The organism is Pseudomonas sp. CFBP 5748 (assembly GCF_053850495.1).
In genome coordinates this window covers 358518-373847 of sequence record NZ_JBSPTN010000006.1, presented here as the reverse complement: position 1 = coordinate 373847, position 15330 = coordinate 358518, and the positions used below count along the sequence as shown (strand labels likewise).

The following is a 15330-nucleotide window of genomic DNA, read 5'->3' as shown; positions in this document are numbered from 1 at the left end:
GTTAGTCGGCTCTACATACCAATAGTTTGTACTTTGGACAGGGCAATGCTGCCCAGCCCGGCCAGGTTGAGCATCAGCTCACCGCCCGTCTGGCTGATCGTCACGCTGCTGACCGTTGCCGGCAGGTTGGTGATCAGCGACGTAGCCTTGCCGTCGATGGTGGTCGAGGCCGTAAAGGTGTAAGTGCCCGACTCGACCGTGGTGCCCGAGTCGTTCTTGCCGTCCCAGATGAAAGCGGCATTGCCGGCATTCTGGCTGCCCATGTCGATGGTGCGGACGGTCTTGCCATCCTTGTCCACGACCTTGAGCTCGAGGGAGGACACCGAAGTCGGCACCACCACCGTGCCGTTAAGGCTTTTGGAGGTATCGACCACGGCCTTGTTGCCTGGAGCAATGACCGAGCGCCCGACCAGTGACGAAGCCTGCAAAGCCTGAGACGAGCTGTAGTTGCTGGCGAGACCGCTCACGGTGTCGTTAAGGGTGGTGATGCCTTCCAGGCTGCTGAACTGCGCCAACTGAGCAACGAACTCGCCGTTATCCTGCGGTTCCAGCGGGTTCTGGTTTTTCAGCTGGGTGACCAGCAATTGCAGGAACGCATCCTTGCCCAGCTCCTTTTTGCCAGTTGTCGCACCTGTCAGCGAGGACAGGCCATCGGTAGTGGCGTTGGTCTTGACCGAGGAGTTGGCCAGAATTTCGTTAAGGCTCAAACCACTGGTGGTGTTGGTAACGCTCATGTGACTCGCCCCTTATCACTGACCGAGGGTCAGGACCTTCTGCATCATGGTTTTGGCGGTGTTCATCATTTCGGCGTTGGTCTGGAATGAACGACTGGCAGAAATCATGTCAGCCATTTCTTCGACGACGTTGACGTTCGGGTAGTAGACGTAACCCTTGGCGTCAGCGGCCGGATGGTTCGGCTCGTAACGTGCGTCGAGGTTGCTCTGGTCTTCGACCACGCCAAGCACCTGTACGCCCTGCCCGGCCGCGTCCTGCTCCTGGAACAGCGAGTCGCTGCCGCCGGACTGGCCGCCCTGGAACATGGTGGCGAATACCGGGTGACGGGCGCGGTAGGTCTGGTCGATGCTCGACGAAACGGTCTCGGCGTTGGCGATGTTACTGGCGACGGTGTTCAGGCGAGTGGTCTGGGCACTCATGGCACTGCCGGCGATGTTGAATACGCTCGCAATCGACATGGCTTACTCTCCGCGCAGGGCCGATACCAGCCCTTTGAATTTGCTGTTGAGCAGGGTGAAGCTGGCCTGGAAGTTCACGGAGTTTTCCGTGTAGTTGGACTGTTCCAGTTGAGCGTCCACGGTGTTCTGGTCGATCGAAGGCTGCATCGGTGTCCGATACATCAGCGACTCATCGCCATTGCCCAAGCCTTCGGCTTCGATATGACGACTGTTGGTCATATTCAAAGCGAAATGGCCGTTCTTGGCTTTCTCGTTCTGCTCGGCGAGCACTTTAGAAAAGTCCAGATCCCGAGCCTTGTAGTTCGGGGTATCGGCGTTGGCGATGTTGTTGGCCAGGACTTCGGCACGTTGGGCGCGGAAGCCCAGGGCCTTTTCGTGGATACCGAGCGCTTTATCGAAGCTGATGCTCATGTCGGAAACCTATGGGTGACCAGAATTTACGTACGATGAACTTAGCAAGCGTCGTGCCACTTTGAAAAAGCCCATAAACCGGGGCTTTGCGAGGATCGGCAACGCGGCAATGCCAGAAAAGCGGCAATCGGCTTCCGCTGGCTGCCGCTTTTCTGCCGCTTCTCAAGGGCAATGACATTCCAACTGTAGGAGCGGGAGAAAGTAGGCGGGCATAAAAAAACGGGAGCCCCTGAGGACTACCGTTTTTTGACATCCCCAACGAATCACTTCGCCTGGTAAATGATCCCCGGACTGCACTGGACCATCTGGTAATGATCGGGCAAACCGTTCAACGCCTCAGAGGCGCCGAGGAACAGGTAGCCGCCAGGCTTGAGGGTGCTGTGGATCCGCAACAGGATGTCTTTCTTCACTTCGGCGGAAAAGTAGATCAGCACGTTGCGGCAGAACACGATGTCGAACTTGCCCAGGCTGGCATAACTGTCCAGCAGGTTGAACGAGCGGAACTCCACCCGGCTCTTGATCGGTGCCTTGACCACCCATTTACCCGGCCCTTTCGGGTCGAAGTAGCGTTGCAGACGATCAGGCGACAAGCCGCGGCCAATGGCCAGGCTGTCGTACTCACCGGTCTTGCAGTTATTGAGCATGGTCCCGGACAGGTCCGTGGCAACGATCTGCACGCCGCCTTTCAACTGGCCGATGTTGGTCCGCTCGAATTCATCGATGGACATCGACAGCGAATAGGGTTCCTGCCCCGACGAGCAGGCCGCCGACCAGATCCGCAGGCGTTGGCCCGGGCTGGCCTTGATGGCCGCCGGCAACACTCTGTTCTTCAACACCTCGAACGGATAGGTGTCGCGAAACCACAGGGTTTCGTTGGTGGTCATGGCGTCCACCACCATCTCGCGCAAACCACTGCGCGGCTGGGTCTGGATACGCTGCACCAGTTCGCCCAACGATTTAAGGCCCTGTTGCTCCATCAACTTGTTGAGACGGCTCGACACCAGGTATTGCTTGTTCTCACCAAGCAAAATGCCACAGGCTTTTTCCAGGAAGACCCGGAACTGTTCGAAATCCAAATTACCCGTAGACAAGATACCGCCTCTTTCATTGTGTTGGCTTGCCGGGCGCACAACGCGCCCGACCTTTATTCTGCTGCTTTGATCCGGTCGACGACTCGGGAGGCCAGGTCATCGGGCCGGAACTTGGCCAGGAAGTCATCGGCACCGACCTTCTTGACCATCGCCTGGTTGAAAACCCCCGACAACGAAGTATGCAAAATGATATGCAGCTTTTGCATACGCGGGTCGTTGCGAATTTCCGACGTCAGGGTGTACCCGTCCATTTCCGGCATTTCGATGTCGGAGATCATCATCAGGAACTCTTCTTCGGGCTTCTTGCCCTCATCGACCAGTTGGCGCAGGTAATCCAGCGCCTGCCGCCCGTCATTCAACGCTACCACTTCAACGCCGATCGTTTGTAGACAACGGGTGACCTGCTTACGTGCTACCGAAGAATCATCGACAGTCAGTACCCGCAGCGATATCGCCTTGTGCTGGGTTTCGGCATCCACCACACCCAAGGAGATCGTCTCGGTGGTCGGCGCCACCTCGGCGAGGATCTTCTCCACGTCGATGATTTCCACCAACTGGTTATCGACCCGGGTCACCGCCGTCAGGTAGTGATCGCGGCCCGTGCCCTTGGGTGGTGGATGAATCTCTTCCCAGTTCATGTTGACGATGCGCTCCACCGAGCGAACCAGGAAACCCTGGGTCTTGGTGTTGTACTCGGTGATGATCACGAACGGATTGCTCTGATCCAGCAGCCGACCGGAACCGGTCGCCATGGCCAGATCGAGAATCGGGATGGTCGCTCCCCGGATATTCGCCACACCGCACACGACGGGACTGGACTTGGGCATCAGGGTCAGCTTAGGACATTGCAGCACCTCGCGGACCTTGAATACGTTGATTCCATACAATTGCTGGCCGTCGAGACGGAACAGCAACAGCTCCAGGCGATTCTGACCGACCAGCTGTGTACGCTGGTTTACCGAGTCCATTACTCCCGCCATGCCCTGACTCCTACCTAACGCTAATGTGTCCGACGCGCATTCATCACTAAACGGCACGGGGCTTGCTATTCAACCGGCATGAACGCACAAACGACATTTTCTCGACGCCTGATCACTCACTGCCGCCATTGGCTCGGTGCACTGTTGGCTGTCTGCCTGTTCACTTCGGGCGGCCCTGCCCTCGCTGCTGTTCCGGTTACCTTGCCTGATCTACTTATCGGCGTCACTCAGGGCTTTCTTGAATTCACCGTAGAAGACTACCTGGCTACCAGTCAAACCGAAGGCCGCTACGAAATCGAAGTCAACCAACTCGACCCACGGTTGCGCATGCCGATGTGCGACAAGGAATTGACTGCTTCGCTGGAGAGCCCGGCCCGGCCCATGGGCCGCGTCACCGTGAAAGTGCGTTGTGACAGCGCTGCCCCCTGGACGGTGTTCGTGCCCGCTCAAGTGCGCCTGTTCCGCGAAATTGTCACCACCACCCGTCCGCTCAAGCGAGCCGGGATTGTCGAGCCTCAGGACGTGATGTTGCGCGAACGGGATATCAGCCAGATCACCCAGGGTTTCCTGACCTCCGTCGACCAGGCGATCGGCCAGAAACTTGTCCGACCAATGGTCGCCGACCAGGTCGTTACCCTGGTGCACCTGGAGCAGGCCGAAGTGATCCGCAAAGGCGACCAGGTAGTCATCACCGCCCGCAGCGGAACCTTGGCCGTGCGGATGCCGGGCGAAGCCCTGTCCAACGGCGGTATGCGTGAACAGATCCGGGTAAAGAACCTCAACTCCCAACGGGTAATCAAGGCGCAGGTGATGGCCCCGGGCCAGGTGGAAGTGGCTATGTAGCGATAAGGTAGAGACGGGTAGAAAGCTGGCGCTTGATCCCGGTGTTCCCTAGACTGTGCCTTACGCAAAGGCAAGCGCAGACGTGCGCACGTTCATTGAATAAATGAGCCTAAAGTTTTTTTGGGGATGGCCGAAAACATGGCAAGCGTCCAAATACCCAGAGGTTTTTTACCATGGTCATCGATTTCAATCGTTTAAACAGCTCTTCACCGTTGACAGGCACTACGCGTACCAGCGTGAGCAAGGAAACTGTCGAAACCGACAAATCCGCACCGCTGCCTACCCCGGCCGAACAAGTCAGCAACGGAGAGTCGGTACACCTCAGCAATGAGGCTCAGCAGTTGCAGAAGGTCACTGACAAGCTGCGCGATCAACCTGTCGTCGACAACGCCCGCGTGGCCGAGTTGAAAGCAGCAATCGCCGATGGCAGCTATAAAGTCGACAGCAGCCGCGTAGCCAGCAAACTGCTCAACTTCGAAGCCCAGCGCTAGGCTGCCGCCAGCGCCAGGCTTTTGGACGCTTAAGACCCAAGGCCAGCCATGCACGACACTAATTTGTTGCAACTGATCACCGACGACTTTATTCCAGCACAACAATTGCTGGAGTTATTGCAGGCCGAATCCCTGGCACTGTATGGTCGCGATATGCCCTTGCTGGAAAATATCCTGGCGCAGAAACAGGCATTGATCATCTTGCTCGATCAGCATGGCCGCAAGCGCAGCGAGACCCTCGCCAGCCTCAACCTGCCCGCCAACCACGAAGGCCTTGAACAACTGGCCAGCCAATCATCGATCGGCGATCAGTTGCTGTCCCAAAGCGCAGTGCTCAATGAGCTGCTCGCCCAGTGCCAGGCCGCCAACGTTCGCAATGGCCAGTCGATCCAGGTCCAGCAGGCCGCCACTGCCAACCAGTTGCGCATCCTCAATGGCGGCGAAGTGCCGACCCTGTATGACGCTCGCGGCTCGACCGCCAAGATGGTCAAGCACCGCCCGCTCAGCCAGGCATGAAACGAACAATGCCTGCGCTCTATCAACGCGCGATACATGCTGGCAAAATGCTGGCTTTTTGTAGTCGTATTTTGCCTGGAGATTGACCCACCGTGTTCAATGACTCAAACGCGGATGATGCTCCGCAGCCACCCAAGGTGCTCAGCACGCCCCTGGAAATCGCCGGCAACCTGCGGATGCTGCAAGATAGCCATGACCCGTTGATCATTACCTTCCACGAACGTACCCAGCGCTTCCAGAGCTACCTGGTGGACATCGATCGCGAGAGCAACTCCATCGCCCTGGATGAAATGATTCCCCGGGACGGTGAACGCTTCCTGCTGGCAGGCGAACCGTTTCGTGTCGAGGGTTTCCATGACGGCGTGCGCATCGCATGGGAAGGCAAAGGCCCCTTGACCATCACCGAATCCAGCGACGGTCGCTGCTATCGCGGCGCCTTGCCCGACGAAGTGGTCTACCACCAACGCCGCAACGCCTTCCGCGCCGCCCTGAAACTGGCGCAACTGGTGGACGTCGAACTGGGTGGCGAAAAGCTCAAGTCCTCCGTCAACGGCAAGCTGCTGGATATCTCGGCAACCGGTTGCAAGCTGCGCTTCGAAGGCGACATTACCGCGCGCCTGCAATTGGGCCAGGTTTACGAACGTTTCATCGCAGCCCTGCCCTTTGGCAACATGACTGCACCGGTTGAACTGCGTTACCTGCATTTCGAAGAGCGGATCAACACCACCTTCGCGGGTGTGCGCTTCCACAATATCACTGGCCTGGTGCAACGGCAGGTTGAGCGTTTCGTCTATCAGCTGCAGCGCGAAGCCCGGCGTTTCGATAAAGACGACCTCTGATCTTCTTCGCGCCACGAAAAACGGGCAGTCCCTTGCGGTGACTGCCCGTTTTTTTATGCCTGGTTCAAGGCCTGGCTTGAGTAAAACTGGGGGTCTCTGGCTCGTCAGGCGCCGCTTCGGTTTCAGCGACCGGCTCTGCAGCCGGTTCTGACTCAACGTCTGGATTGGCCGGCGCCTGCATCTGCTCCTGCACCACCTGCTCATCCACTCGCGGATCGAGGCACGCCACCAGGGGTGAACTCGACATGCTGTCGGGCATTGCCACGTGATGCAGCGGTGCGTCATCGACCTGATGCAGGTTGGTCACCGCTTTCGGCCGGATCCGCCACACCAGCACCAACGCGAAGAACGCGAAGAACGCATATAGCATCTGACTGCCAAACATCTTCATCAGCACCCCGGCCACCAGCGGCCCGATACTGGCACCGACGCCGTAGGTCACCAACAGCATTGCCGTGAGCGACACCCGACGATCCCCTTCGACATGGTCGTTGGAAAACGCCACCGCCAGCGGATACAGGCAGAACTGCACCAGCGAACAGAAGAATCCCGCGACGAACAGCACCTCCAGCGGTACTTTCGGCAGGATCGCCAGCGGTAACGCGCACACCACCAGGACCAGCGCAAAACACCGAATCAGCAACGCCCGATCATAGCGGTCGGACAGCCAGCCCAGCGGCCACTGCACCAACAGTCCGGCGAAGATGCAGCTACCCATGAACAGACCGACCTGCTCGGTCGACAGGCCCTGCTGAGAGGCGTACAGCGGTGCCAGGCCATAGAACGAGCCGACGATCAGCCCGGAGCCCAACACCGTGCTCAACGATTGCGGCACGCGCTTGATGAAGAATCGCGGCTCCATCGGCGCCGGATGCAGCGCCGCCGGGTGAATCCGCCGGGTCAGCGCCACCGGCACCAGGCACAGGGCGAAACACAGCGCCACCAGCATCAGCAGCTCCAGCCCAAGGGCCGGGTGCATGACCAGGATCAGTTGACCCAGTACCAGCCCCAGGTACGAGGCGATCATGTAGCCACTGAACACCACGCCACGCTGCTTGGCCTCCGCCTGTTCGTTGAGCCAGCTCTCAATGACCATGTACTGGCACATCATGCCCAGGCCGACAATCGTCCGCAGCACGATCCAGGCCGGCAACCAGTCCACCAGTCCATGGCCCAGCACCGCCGCCCCGACGATCCCGGCGCAGGCCGAATAGGCGCGGATATGCCCGACGCGAGCGATCAGCCGGTGGCCGATCTTGCCACCCAGCACCAGGCCAAAGTAGTTGGCGGCCATCAGCGCACCGACCCACAGGCTGTCGACATGGTCGGCGGCCAGACGCAGGGCTAGGTAAGTACTCAACAAGCCCGAGCCGATCAACATCATCAGCGAGGCGAAATACAGTGCTCGAAAAGGTTTCCAGATTTGGCGCATCGGCGTTCCGAGCGGCTCCTTGAGATAAGTAAGGGCTACCCCTGAAGATAGCCCTAATGCGACGGTTCGTTATGCCTGGGCCGCTAGAACACGCCGCTCCCAGGGAGTGATTTCATCAAAGAAGCTGGTCAGTTCCATGGACTTCGAAGCGACGTAGCCTTCGATGAACTCCGCACCGAACAGTTCCTTCGCCAGATAGCTACGCTTCAGACGCTCCAGGGCGGCATGCAAGGTACATGGCAGCGACAGATTATCCGGCACTTGGAACTCGCCCTGGATCGCGGCGCTCGGCTCCAGGTGATTTTCAATGCCATAGAGCCCGGCTGCCAGGCTGGCGGCAATCGCCAGGTAAGGGTTGGCATCCGCTCCCGGCAAGCGATTCTCGACCCGACGAGCCACCGGCGAACTGGCAGGGATACGCAACCCGGCCGAACGATTGTCATGGGACCAACAGGCATTGTTCGGCGATGCAAATGGGTGGCACAGGCGCTGGTAGGAGTTCACGTTCGGCGCGAACAACGCAGTGAAATCGGCCATGCCGGCCTGTTGTCCGCCGATGAAGTGCCGGAAAGCTGCCGTCGGCTCACCCGTCGCATCACTGAACACATTGCGACCGCTGCCCAGCTCGACGACGCTCTGGTGGATATGCATCGAACTGCCTGGTGTATGGGCCAGGGGCTTGGCCATGCAAACCACAGTCAGGCCGTGCTTGAGCGCCACTTCCTTGAGCAGGTGCTTGAACAGGAACGTCTGGTCGGCCAGCAACAAAGGGTCGCCGTGGAGCAGATTGATCTCGAACTGGCTCACGCCCATTTCATGCATGAAGGTGTCGCGAGGCAAGCCCAGCGCCGCCATGCATGCATAGACTTCACTGAAGAACGGTCGCAGGCCATTGTTGGAGCTGATACTGAATGCCGAATGACCTTCTTCGCGACGGCCATCCAGGCCCACCGGCGGCTGGAACGGCTGGGTCGGGTCCGGGTTGGGTGCGAAGACAAAGAATTCCAGCTCGGTGGCCACGACTGGCGCCAGGCCCAGGGCCGCATAGCGAGCGATGACGGCCTTGAGCTGCCCGCGCGTGGAAAGCCGGGAGCTTTCGCCGGTCAACTCATCGGCGTCGCAAATCGCCAAGGCACGGGGCTGTTGGCTCCAGGGCAGGCGATGGATCTGTTTCGGATCGGCCACCAGCGCTAGATCGCCGTCGTCGCTGCCATAAAAGCGCGACGGCGGATAACCACCCATGATGCATTGCAGCAGCACGCCCCGCGCCATCTGCAACCGTCGACCTTCGAGGAAACCCTCGGCGGTCATCACCTTGCCTCGCGGCACGCCATTCAAATCCGGCGTAACGCATTCAATCTCATCAATGCCCGTCAGTCGCTGCGCGAGTGAACGCTGGCCATCGGTCGTCATGACGCAATCCTTGTTATGTGCGAGCCGCGAACGGCAACCCGTACAAAATAGGCTTCACCTGTTCGGAATATCAAGCATCCCAGGACAATAAACCCCAAGCTTCTGGAATACATTGTGGGAGCGAGCTTGCTCGCTCCCACAGGGGATTTGTGTTGGTAGGGTTATTTGCGCAGGCAGGCTCAGGGCAGATAAATCCGGAACACCCCACCACCGAGCACACCGCCATTGGCAATCTCGGTGCGCCCGCACAGGCCGCCACGCTGATGCAGCCCGGCGATCCGCGCGGCGAAGTACAAGCCCAGCCCGGTGCTGCCGCTGCTGTGGTTGATGCCCTGCACATACTCGGCCTGACGCTCGATCATCTCGGGCGGATAACCTTCGCCGTCATCATTGATGGTCAGCACCAACTGCCCGGCTTCGTCGCTCGCACTGATCAACAACGTTTGGCGCGCATGGCGAATGGCATTGTTGATGCTGTTATCGAGCACCGAAGCAATCAGCTCGCGATCGAAAAAGCCCAGAGGACTGAGCGGATCGACTTCGTACGTCGCCATGATCCCGCGGCTACGGAACACGTCCTGATGGCCGGCCAGCTGCGCTTCGATAAAGTCATCCAACTCATGGTAGGCCGGGTGCAGCGGCAGCTGGTTGACGCCCAGCTTGTACAGCCCCAGCAGTTGCACCAGCAAGCCATTGAGATGAGCGAACTCGAACTCGATGACGCCCTGCTCCGAAGTCTGCCGCTCGGGATCGGGCAAACGCTCAAGCCATTGCGTATGCGCCTGCATGAGCAAAGTCAGGGAGTTCTTCATGTCGTGTACGGTAGACGCGATCACCGTGGAAAAATCGAGTGCCTGTTCGCTGTCATTCATCGCCAAATGCCTTGCTTCGCAGTTTCTGATAACGCGCAAAACGCGCATCGGTGTCGGGCATCATGCCCACCAGTTTCAGGCAGGCGCGACATTCCTGCAGCAGCTCCGATTCCACGCTGGTATCGGTACCATGCAGCAGGGACTGCGCCATGTTCAGGGCAATACTGATGTTCTTCGGTTGCATCTTCAGGGCACGACGGAACAGCTCCCGCGCCTCGGGCAACGCGCCGGTCTTGTAGACGCGCACGCCTTCGCGGTTCAGCTCGGCGGCGGCATTGCCTTGATTGAGAATGTTCGGGTCGTCGGTCAACTTGGCAATGCCTTGCATCACCGTCGGGTCGTCGCCGTAGATCTCCGCGCAGTTCTTGAGCATCGACTCGCCGGCACTGGTCTGGCCGAGCATTTGTAGCTGCTTGGCCACCAACAAGGCCGCTTCGGCACTCATGAACTGCTCCATGCCGTCGAGGCGCTGCAAGGCCTGCTCAGTGAGCTTTTCGGCAGTTTCAGCATCGTTCAACAGCAGGCTCGTGGCCTTCATCAGCCGCGCCCGCACCTGCAGTCCCGGGTCATTGAGGTTTTCCTTGGCCACAGCACTGAGGGTCGTGTTGATCTCCAGCCGGGTCCGGGTATCCAGACCCTTCTCGCTGCCCTTGCTGATCAGTGCATGGGCCAGGCCTAAATTGCTTTCCGGATCCTTGAAGCGCGACTGCGCCCCCTGCCCGACCGCCTGGCGATAAGCCTTGGATGCCGTTTCGTAGTCTTCGTTGGTCATCGCCAACTTGCCCAGCAGCGATTGCCGGCGCACCGCCAGCGGCGACAGGCGCACCGCCTCTTCCAGTACGTGTTGCGCCTGTTTCGTATCGCCTTCGGCCACCAATACTTCTGCCATGCCGTCGTACAACGCCGGCATCATCGGAAATACCTTCAGGGCCTTCTCATAAACATCCTTGGCCTGGCCGACCTGGCCACGCTTGAATAGCAACTTCCCCAGGCCCGCATAGGCCCATGGCAACGGACGGTCGGCGAGGATGGTGTTGTACAGACGCTCCAGGGCTTCGTTCTGATTCAAGTCGCGCAACGCATCGGCCCGATAACGCAGGCACAACGGTCCATAACGCGGATCCTGTTTGCACAGGGCGATGCAGGCATTGAGCACCTCCATCGGCTTGCCACGATCAAGGGCTTGCAGGATCGGCTTGAGCAGGGTCTTGCGCTGCTCCAGCCGCTCCAGCCGCTGAGCCAGGCCGGAGCGATTGAACGGCTTGGTCAGGTACGCATCGGGCTCATGCTCCAGGGCACTGAGCACCATCGCCTGACTGCTTTCAGCCGTCACCATGAGAAACACACTTTCATGGCTGATCAGCTTCTCGACCATCAAATCTTCAAGCACCTGCTGGCCGTTCTTGCGGCCGTCGCCCAGGTGATAATCCTGCAAAATGAAGTCATAGCGTTTCTGCGAGCACATGCGCAGCGCGACTTCACCGGTGTCAGCGGTGTCCACGTCCTTGACACCCAGCTCACGCAGCATGGACCGGACGGAGCTGCGAAAATCCGAGAAATCATCGACGATCAGAAAACTTTTTTGGTGGTACGCCAGCATCGAGGATGTCCAGGCAAGTAAGAAGATAACCCAATGGCAAGCAACGAAACGCTGTCTCATAGCCGGCAAGGCGCGCAGATGATAGCCACCAGCCACTTACGATCAAGGGTTTTCCGAACCTCTTGTCCTGGCTGTGCCGTGGTGCACATTGCACGCCGTTCCTGCACGCCGAAACGCTGGAGAGAACGGGGCTCAACTGGTTATCGGCCGAAAATGACGTTCCGTTAAGCAGATTATAGGCAAGAGGCTTGAAGGGGTTTGAAGGGGTTTGGTGCGAGAAAATATGGTGTCCCAGGGCAGGTTCGAACTGCCAACCTTCCCCTTAGGAGGGGGATGCTCTATCCAATTGAGCTACTGAGACACGAGTCGACCACGAGAAACGCGGTGCGAAGGACGGCGTGCATGTTAACGGCCAGTCCTGCGTTTGTCATGTCGTCCATGGTTTTTAAGTGTAGCCAAAGGGTACCGCTGGCCAGACTCACAGGTCGAAGACAGCTGATATTCAACCGCCACTCATCTGCCCTGACTCACCTCACGCTAGTAAATCGGCAAATTGCCACTATCCTATACAAAACAAGGACAGCACGCGCCTTTGCCCTCGCGCCGGTTATCCGCCGGACGGTATGGCACATAGACACGATGCAGTGGTCACAAATGCGGACCTGTTGATTTTTCAAACCAGTCCGCATTTTTGATGAAGGGTGCTGGCATAACGCCTTTACCCGGATCAATATTTGTCACAGAATTGGCGCCAATGATCTGGCAATTTTGAGGCATGATGCGGGCCTCTTAACAATTCAGGTTGAACATTTGGCTACAGGCCTTGTCCTAACGACATCCTGCGGCCAATCCCGAGAACCGCTCCCCTGAACTAACCGGTTAAATATATGCGCCCATTGAAACAGGCAGTTTACTCCAGCCGTACAGCTGACAAGTTCGTGGTACGTCTGCCAGACGGAATGCGGGAACGCATTGCCGAGGTGGCTCGCAATCATCATCGCAGCATGAACTCTGAAATCATCGCGCGCCTTGAGCAAAGCCTTATTCAAGAAGGCGCTCTTGGTGAAGAGCTCAGCATGCGCTTGGACAGCCCTGAGCTGTCCTTGCATGAGCGCGAGCTGCTGCAACGATTCCGACAACTCTCCCATCGCCAGCAAAACGCCCTTGTTTCGCTGATTGCCCATGATGCCGAAATGGCCGCAGACGCGTCCTGATCGCAACGAATATCTTAAAGCCAGCCTTGTGCTGGCTTTTTTTTGCCTGGCGTTTGGCCCTGATTTGAATTTTTGAGCATCCATGAAAAAGCCCGCCAGATAGGCGGGCTTTCTTGACGAGTGATTCAGAGCAGGAAAATCGTCGCCAACCCCAGGAAAATAAAGAACCCACCGCTGTCAGTCACGGCGGTGATCATTACGCTGGCACCCATGGCAGGGTCACGCCCCATGCGGGCCAGGGTCATGGGAATCAATACCCCCATCAGCGCCGCCAACAACAAGTTGAGGGTCATCGCGGCGGTCATGACCACCCCCAGCGACCAGCTGCCGTAGAGCAGATAAGCCACCACACCGATCACCCCACCCCAAATAACGCCATTGATCAGGGACACGGCCAGCTCCTTGCGCATCAATCGCGAGGTATTGCCGGTACTGACCTGGTCCAGCGCCATCGCGCGGACGATCATGGTGATGGTCTGGTTGCCTGAGTTGCCACCGATGCCGGCAACGATGGGCATCAACGCCGCGAGCGCCACCAGCTTCTCGATGGAGCCCTCGAACAACCCGATCACCCGAGAGGCGACAAAAGCCGTAATCAGATTGATTGCCAGCCAGGCCCAACGGTTACGCAGGGATTTCCAGACCGAAGCGAAGATGTCTTCTTCTTCGCGCAGACCGGCCATGTTGAGGACTTCGCTTTCGCTTTCCTCACGAATCAAGTCGACCATTTCATCGATGGTCAGACGGCCGATCAGCTTGCCGTTCTTGTCGACCACCGGCGCAGAAATCAAGTCATAACGCTCGAACGCCTGGGCCGCGTCATACGCGTCTTCGTCCGGGTGGAAGCTCACCGGGTCGCTGGCCATCACCTCGGCCACTTGCTTTTCCGGATCATTGACGAGCAAACGCTTGATGGGCAGCACGCCTTTGAGCACGCCGTCGTAATCGACCACAAACAGCTTGTCGGTATGCCCCGGCAGCTCCTTGAGACGACGCAAGTAACGCAAGACCACTTCAAGACTGACATCCTCACGGATGGTCACCATCTCGAAGTCCATCAGCGCACCGACCTGCTCCTCGTCGTAGGACAATGCCGAGCGCACACGCTCGCGCTGCTGGCCGTCGAGGGTTTCCATCAGTTCGTGGACAACGTCCCGTGGCAGCTCGGGCGCAAGGTCTGCGAGTTCGTCGGCGTCCATTTCCTTGGCCGCCGCCAACAACTCGTGATCATCCATGTCGGCGATCAGGGTTTCACGAACCGAGTCGGACACTTCGAGCAGGATGTCACCGTCGCGATCAGCCTTGACCAACTGCCAGACCGTCAGACGCTCTTCCAGTGGCAGGGCTTCAAGAATGTAGGCGACGTCGGCGGAGTGCAGGTCATCGAGCTTGCGTTGCAGCTCAACGAGATTCTGCCGGTGGACCAGGTTCTCGACCCGGTCATGATGCGGGCCTTCCTGGCGATGCGTCAGGTCTTCCACGACCCGCTGGCGCTGCAGCAGCTCAACGACTTGAGCGAGACGATCCTGAAGGCTTTCCTGCGTTTTTTTGACTTCTACTTGGGACATAGGCGAACTCCACTCCCAGCAGTGGAGCACGCCGGAAGGATCAATCAGTTAATTCATGATTGGCAAAACTAGATATTGAGTAACTACTGGGTAAGTCCATGGAAATATTCCAAAGCCCCGGCGGGGCTGACGGGCGCAATCATACACCGCTTGACGCTTTAAAACGTTAAAAAATCATGGCAAGAACAAGCGCTTGCGAGACAAACCTGAACGCAGGCTGAACCTCTGGCTTTGGACGACTTATCCTGAAAAGAAAACACACGCCCCAGGAGAGATGCAGCGGCTAGCCTTCTGTTTTTTATCGTCAAGGAGGACGCTCGCATGCCCGCCAATCATTACCTTTTTTTGCTCGCCACCCTGCCCTGCCTGCCTGTATGGGCTGCCGGGCAGACCGTGCATCGCTGCGAAAGTAGTGTGGGGCACGTCACATTCACGACGTTGAGCTGCGGCCCGGGAGAAGACCTGTCGCTGCAGCAGATTCATCCGTACAGCCCGGGCACCAGCGGACCGATAACCGAGTCGTTACTGCCCGAAGCAGAGCCCCGACAAACATCCAGTAATAGAACCTCGCGCAAGGAGCTGACCGTTGTCGGCCAGTTCGAAGACCGCTGCGCAAATCTGATCGACGCAAGGCAACGCCGCGAAGCGATCATGAACCAGCGCATCATCGCCGGCATGAGCCAGCAGGACGTAGAGAGCGCCCTGGGCAAACCCCACTCAATCAAAATAAGGAATTCGAGCACGCGGTATACCTACAAAGCGAAAAAAGGTCGCAGCGCGGAGATCGTGTTCGACGAGAAAGGATGCGTGAAAGGCAAATCGTAGACAGCAAAAAGCCCGCGTTTAACGCGGGCTTTTTGGTGTTTG

At 58.3% G+C, this 15330-nt stretch carries 16 protein-coding genes and 1 tRNA gene; 6 read left to right on the top strand and 11 right to left on the bottom strand.

Annotated elements, in window-relative coordinates:
- Positions 1–11: 11 nt before the first annotated feature.
- From flgD to ACWNZ1_RS16710, 5 genes are all read right to left on the bottom strand, one after another.
- Positions 12–734 carry a flagellar hook assembly protein FlgD gene (gene flgD / locus ACWNZ1_RS16730; RefSeq protein WP_135846783.1) on the bottom strand — a complete coding sequence of 241 codons (723 nt, stop codon included), beginning with the start codon at positions 732–734 and terminating at the stop codon, positions 12–14.
- 15 nt (positions 735–749) lie between these two features.
- Positions 750–1193, bottom strand: a complete 444-nt coding sequence (gene flgC / locus ACWNZ1_RS16725) for a flagellar basal body rod protein FlgC (protein ID WP_135846784.1) — start codon at positions 1191–1193, stop codon at positions 750–752.
- 3 nt (positions 1194–1196) lie between these two features.
- Positions 1197–1604, bottom strand: coding sequence for a flagellar basal body rod protein FlgB (gene flgB, locus ACWNZ1_RS16720; protein ID WP_135846785.1), 408 nt, complete (start codon positions 1602–1604; stop codon positions 1197–1199).
- A 263-nt stretch (positions 1605–1867) separates the two neighbouring features.
- Positions 1868–2695: a protein-glutamate O-methyltransferase CheR gene (gene cheR, locus ACWNZ1_RS16715; protein WP_135846786.1), complete on the bottom strand. Its 828-nt coding sequence runs from the start codon at positions 2693–2695 to the stop codon at positions 1868–1870.
- Between the two features lie 53 nt (positions 2696–2748).
- Positions 2749–3675, bottom strand: a complete 927-nt coding sequence (locus ACWNZ1_RS16710; protein WP_135846787.1) for a chemotaxis protein CheV — start codon at positions 3673–3675, stop codon at positions 2749–2751.
- A 78-nt stretch (positions 3676–3753) separates the two neighbouring features.
- Between ACWNZ1_RS16710 and flgA the strand changes: the two genes are divergently transcribed.
- The 4 genes from flgA (at position 3754) to ACWNZ1_RS16690 (ending at position 6364) form a co-directional block, all read left to right on the top strand.
- A complete protein-coding gene (gene flgA / locus ACWNZ1_RS16705) occupies positions 3754–4518 on the top strand; it encodes a flagellar basal body P-ring formation chaperone FlgA (protein ID WP_456027748.1) in 765 nt (254 codons plus the stop codon).
- Positions 4519–4691: 173 nt separating this feature from the next.
- Complete coding sequence (flgM, locus tag ACWNZ1_RS16700; protein WP_135846789.1) at positions 4692–5009, top strand: flagellar biosynthesis anti-sigma factor FlgM; 318 nt, start codon at positions 4692–4694, stop codon at positions 5007–5009.
- Between the two features lie 48 nt (positions 5010–5057).
- A complete protein-coding gene (locus ACWNZ1_RS16695; RefSeq protein ID WP_456027747.1) occupies positions 5058–5525 on the top strand; it encodes a flagella synthesis protein FlgN in 468 nt (155 codons plus the stop codon).
- A gap of 92 nt (positions 5526–5617) precedes the next feature.
- Complete coding sequence (locus ACWNZ1_RS16690; protein ID WP_135846791.1) at positions 5618–6364, top strand: flagellar brake protein; 747 nt, start codon at positions 5618–5620, stop codon at positions 6362–6364.
- Positions 6365–6428: 64 nt separating this feature from the next.
- Here ACWNZ1_RS16690 and ACWNZ1_RS16685 read toward each other — a convergent pair whose 3' ends face one another.
- From ACWNZ1_RS16685 to ACWNZ1_RS16665, 5 genes are all read right to left on the bottom strand, one after another.
- Positions 6429–7796, bottom strand: coding sequence for an MFS transporter (locus tag ACWNZ1_RS16685; protein WP_135846792.1), 1368 nt, complete (start codon positions 7794–7796; stop codon positions 6429–6431).
- Positions 7797–7865: 69 nt separating this feature from the next.
- Positions 7866–9107 carry a glutamine synthetase family protein gene (locus ACWNZ1_RS16680; RefSeq protein ID WP_256454425.1) on the bottom strand — a complete coding sequence of 414 codons (1242 nt, stop codon included), beginning with the start codon at positions 9105–9107 and terminating at the stop codon, positions 7866–7868.
- 281 nt (positions 9108–9388) lie between these two features.
- The gene (locus ACWNZ1_RS16675; RefSeq protein ID WP_135846794.1) at positions 9389–10081 is read right to left on the bottom strand and encodes a sensor histidine kinase; all 693 of its coding nucleotides are present in this window, start codon (positions 10079–10081) and stop codon (positions 9389–9391) included.
- Positions 10074–11681: a tetratricopeptide repeat-containing response regulator gene (locus ACWNZ1_RS16670; RefSeq protein WP_135846795.1), complete on the bottom strand. Its 1608-nt coding sequence runs from the start codon at positions 11679–11681 to the stop codon at positions 10074–10076. Before ACWNZ1_RS16670 ends, ACWNZ1_RS16675 begins: the two co-directional genes overlap by 8 nt.
- 284 nt (positions 11682–11965) lie before the next feature.
- A tRNA-Arg gene (locus tag ACWNZ1_RS16665) sits at positions 11966–12042 on the bottom strand.
- Positions 12043–12568: 526 nt separating this feature from the next.
- On the opposite strand from ACWNZ1_RS16665, the gene ACWNZ1_RS16660 reads away from it, so the two are divergent.
- Positions 12569–12895, top strand: a complete 327-nt coding sequence (locus ACWNZ1_RS16660; protein WP_077048487.1) for an Arc family DNA-binding protein — start codon at positions 12569–12571, stop codon at positions 12893–12895.
- Between the two features lie 125 nt (positions 12896–13020).
- Here the strand turns inward: ACWNZ1_RS16660 and mgtE are convergent, their stop codons facing one another.
- Positions 13021–14463, bottom strand: coding sequence for a magnesium transporter (gene mgtE / locus ACWNZ1_RS16655; RefSeq protein ID WP_135846796.1), 1443 nt, complete (start codon positions 14461–14463; stop codon positions 13021–13023).
- A gap of 321 nt (positions 14464–14784) precedes the next feature.
- Here mgtE and ACWNZ1_RS16650 point away from each other — a divergent pair, with 321 nt between their 5' ends.
- Positions 14785–15288 (top strand): cell envelope protein SmpA, encoded by a 504-nt coding sequence (locus ACWNZ1_RS16650; protein WP_256453617.1) that lies wholly within the window; start codon positions 14785–14787, stop codon positions 15286–15288.
- Positions 15289–15330 lie beyond the last annotated feature (42 nt).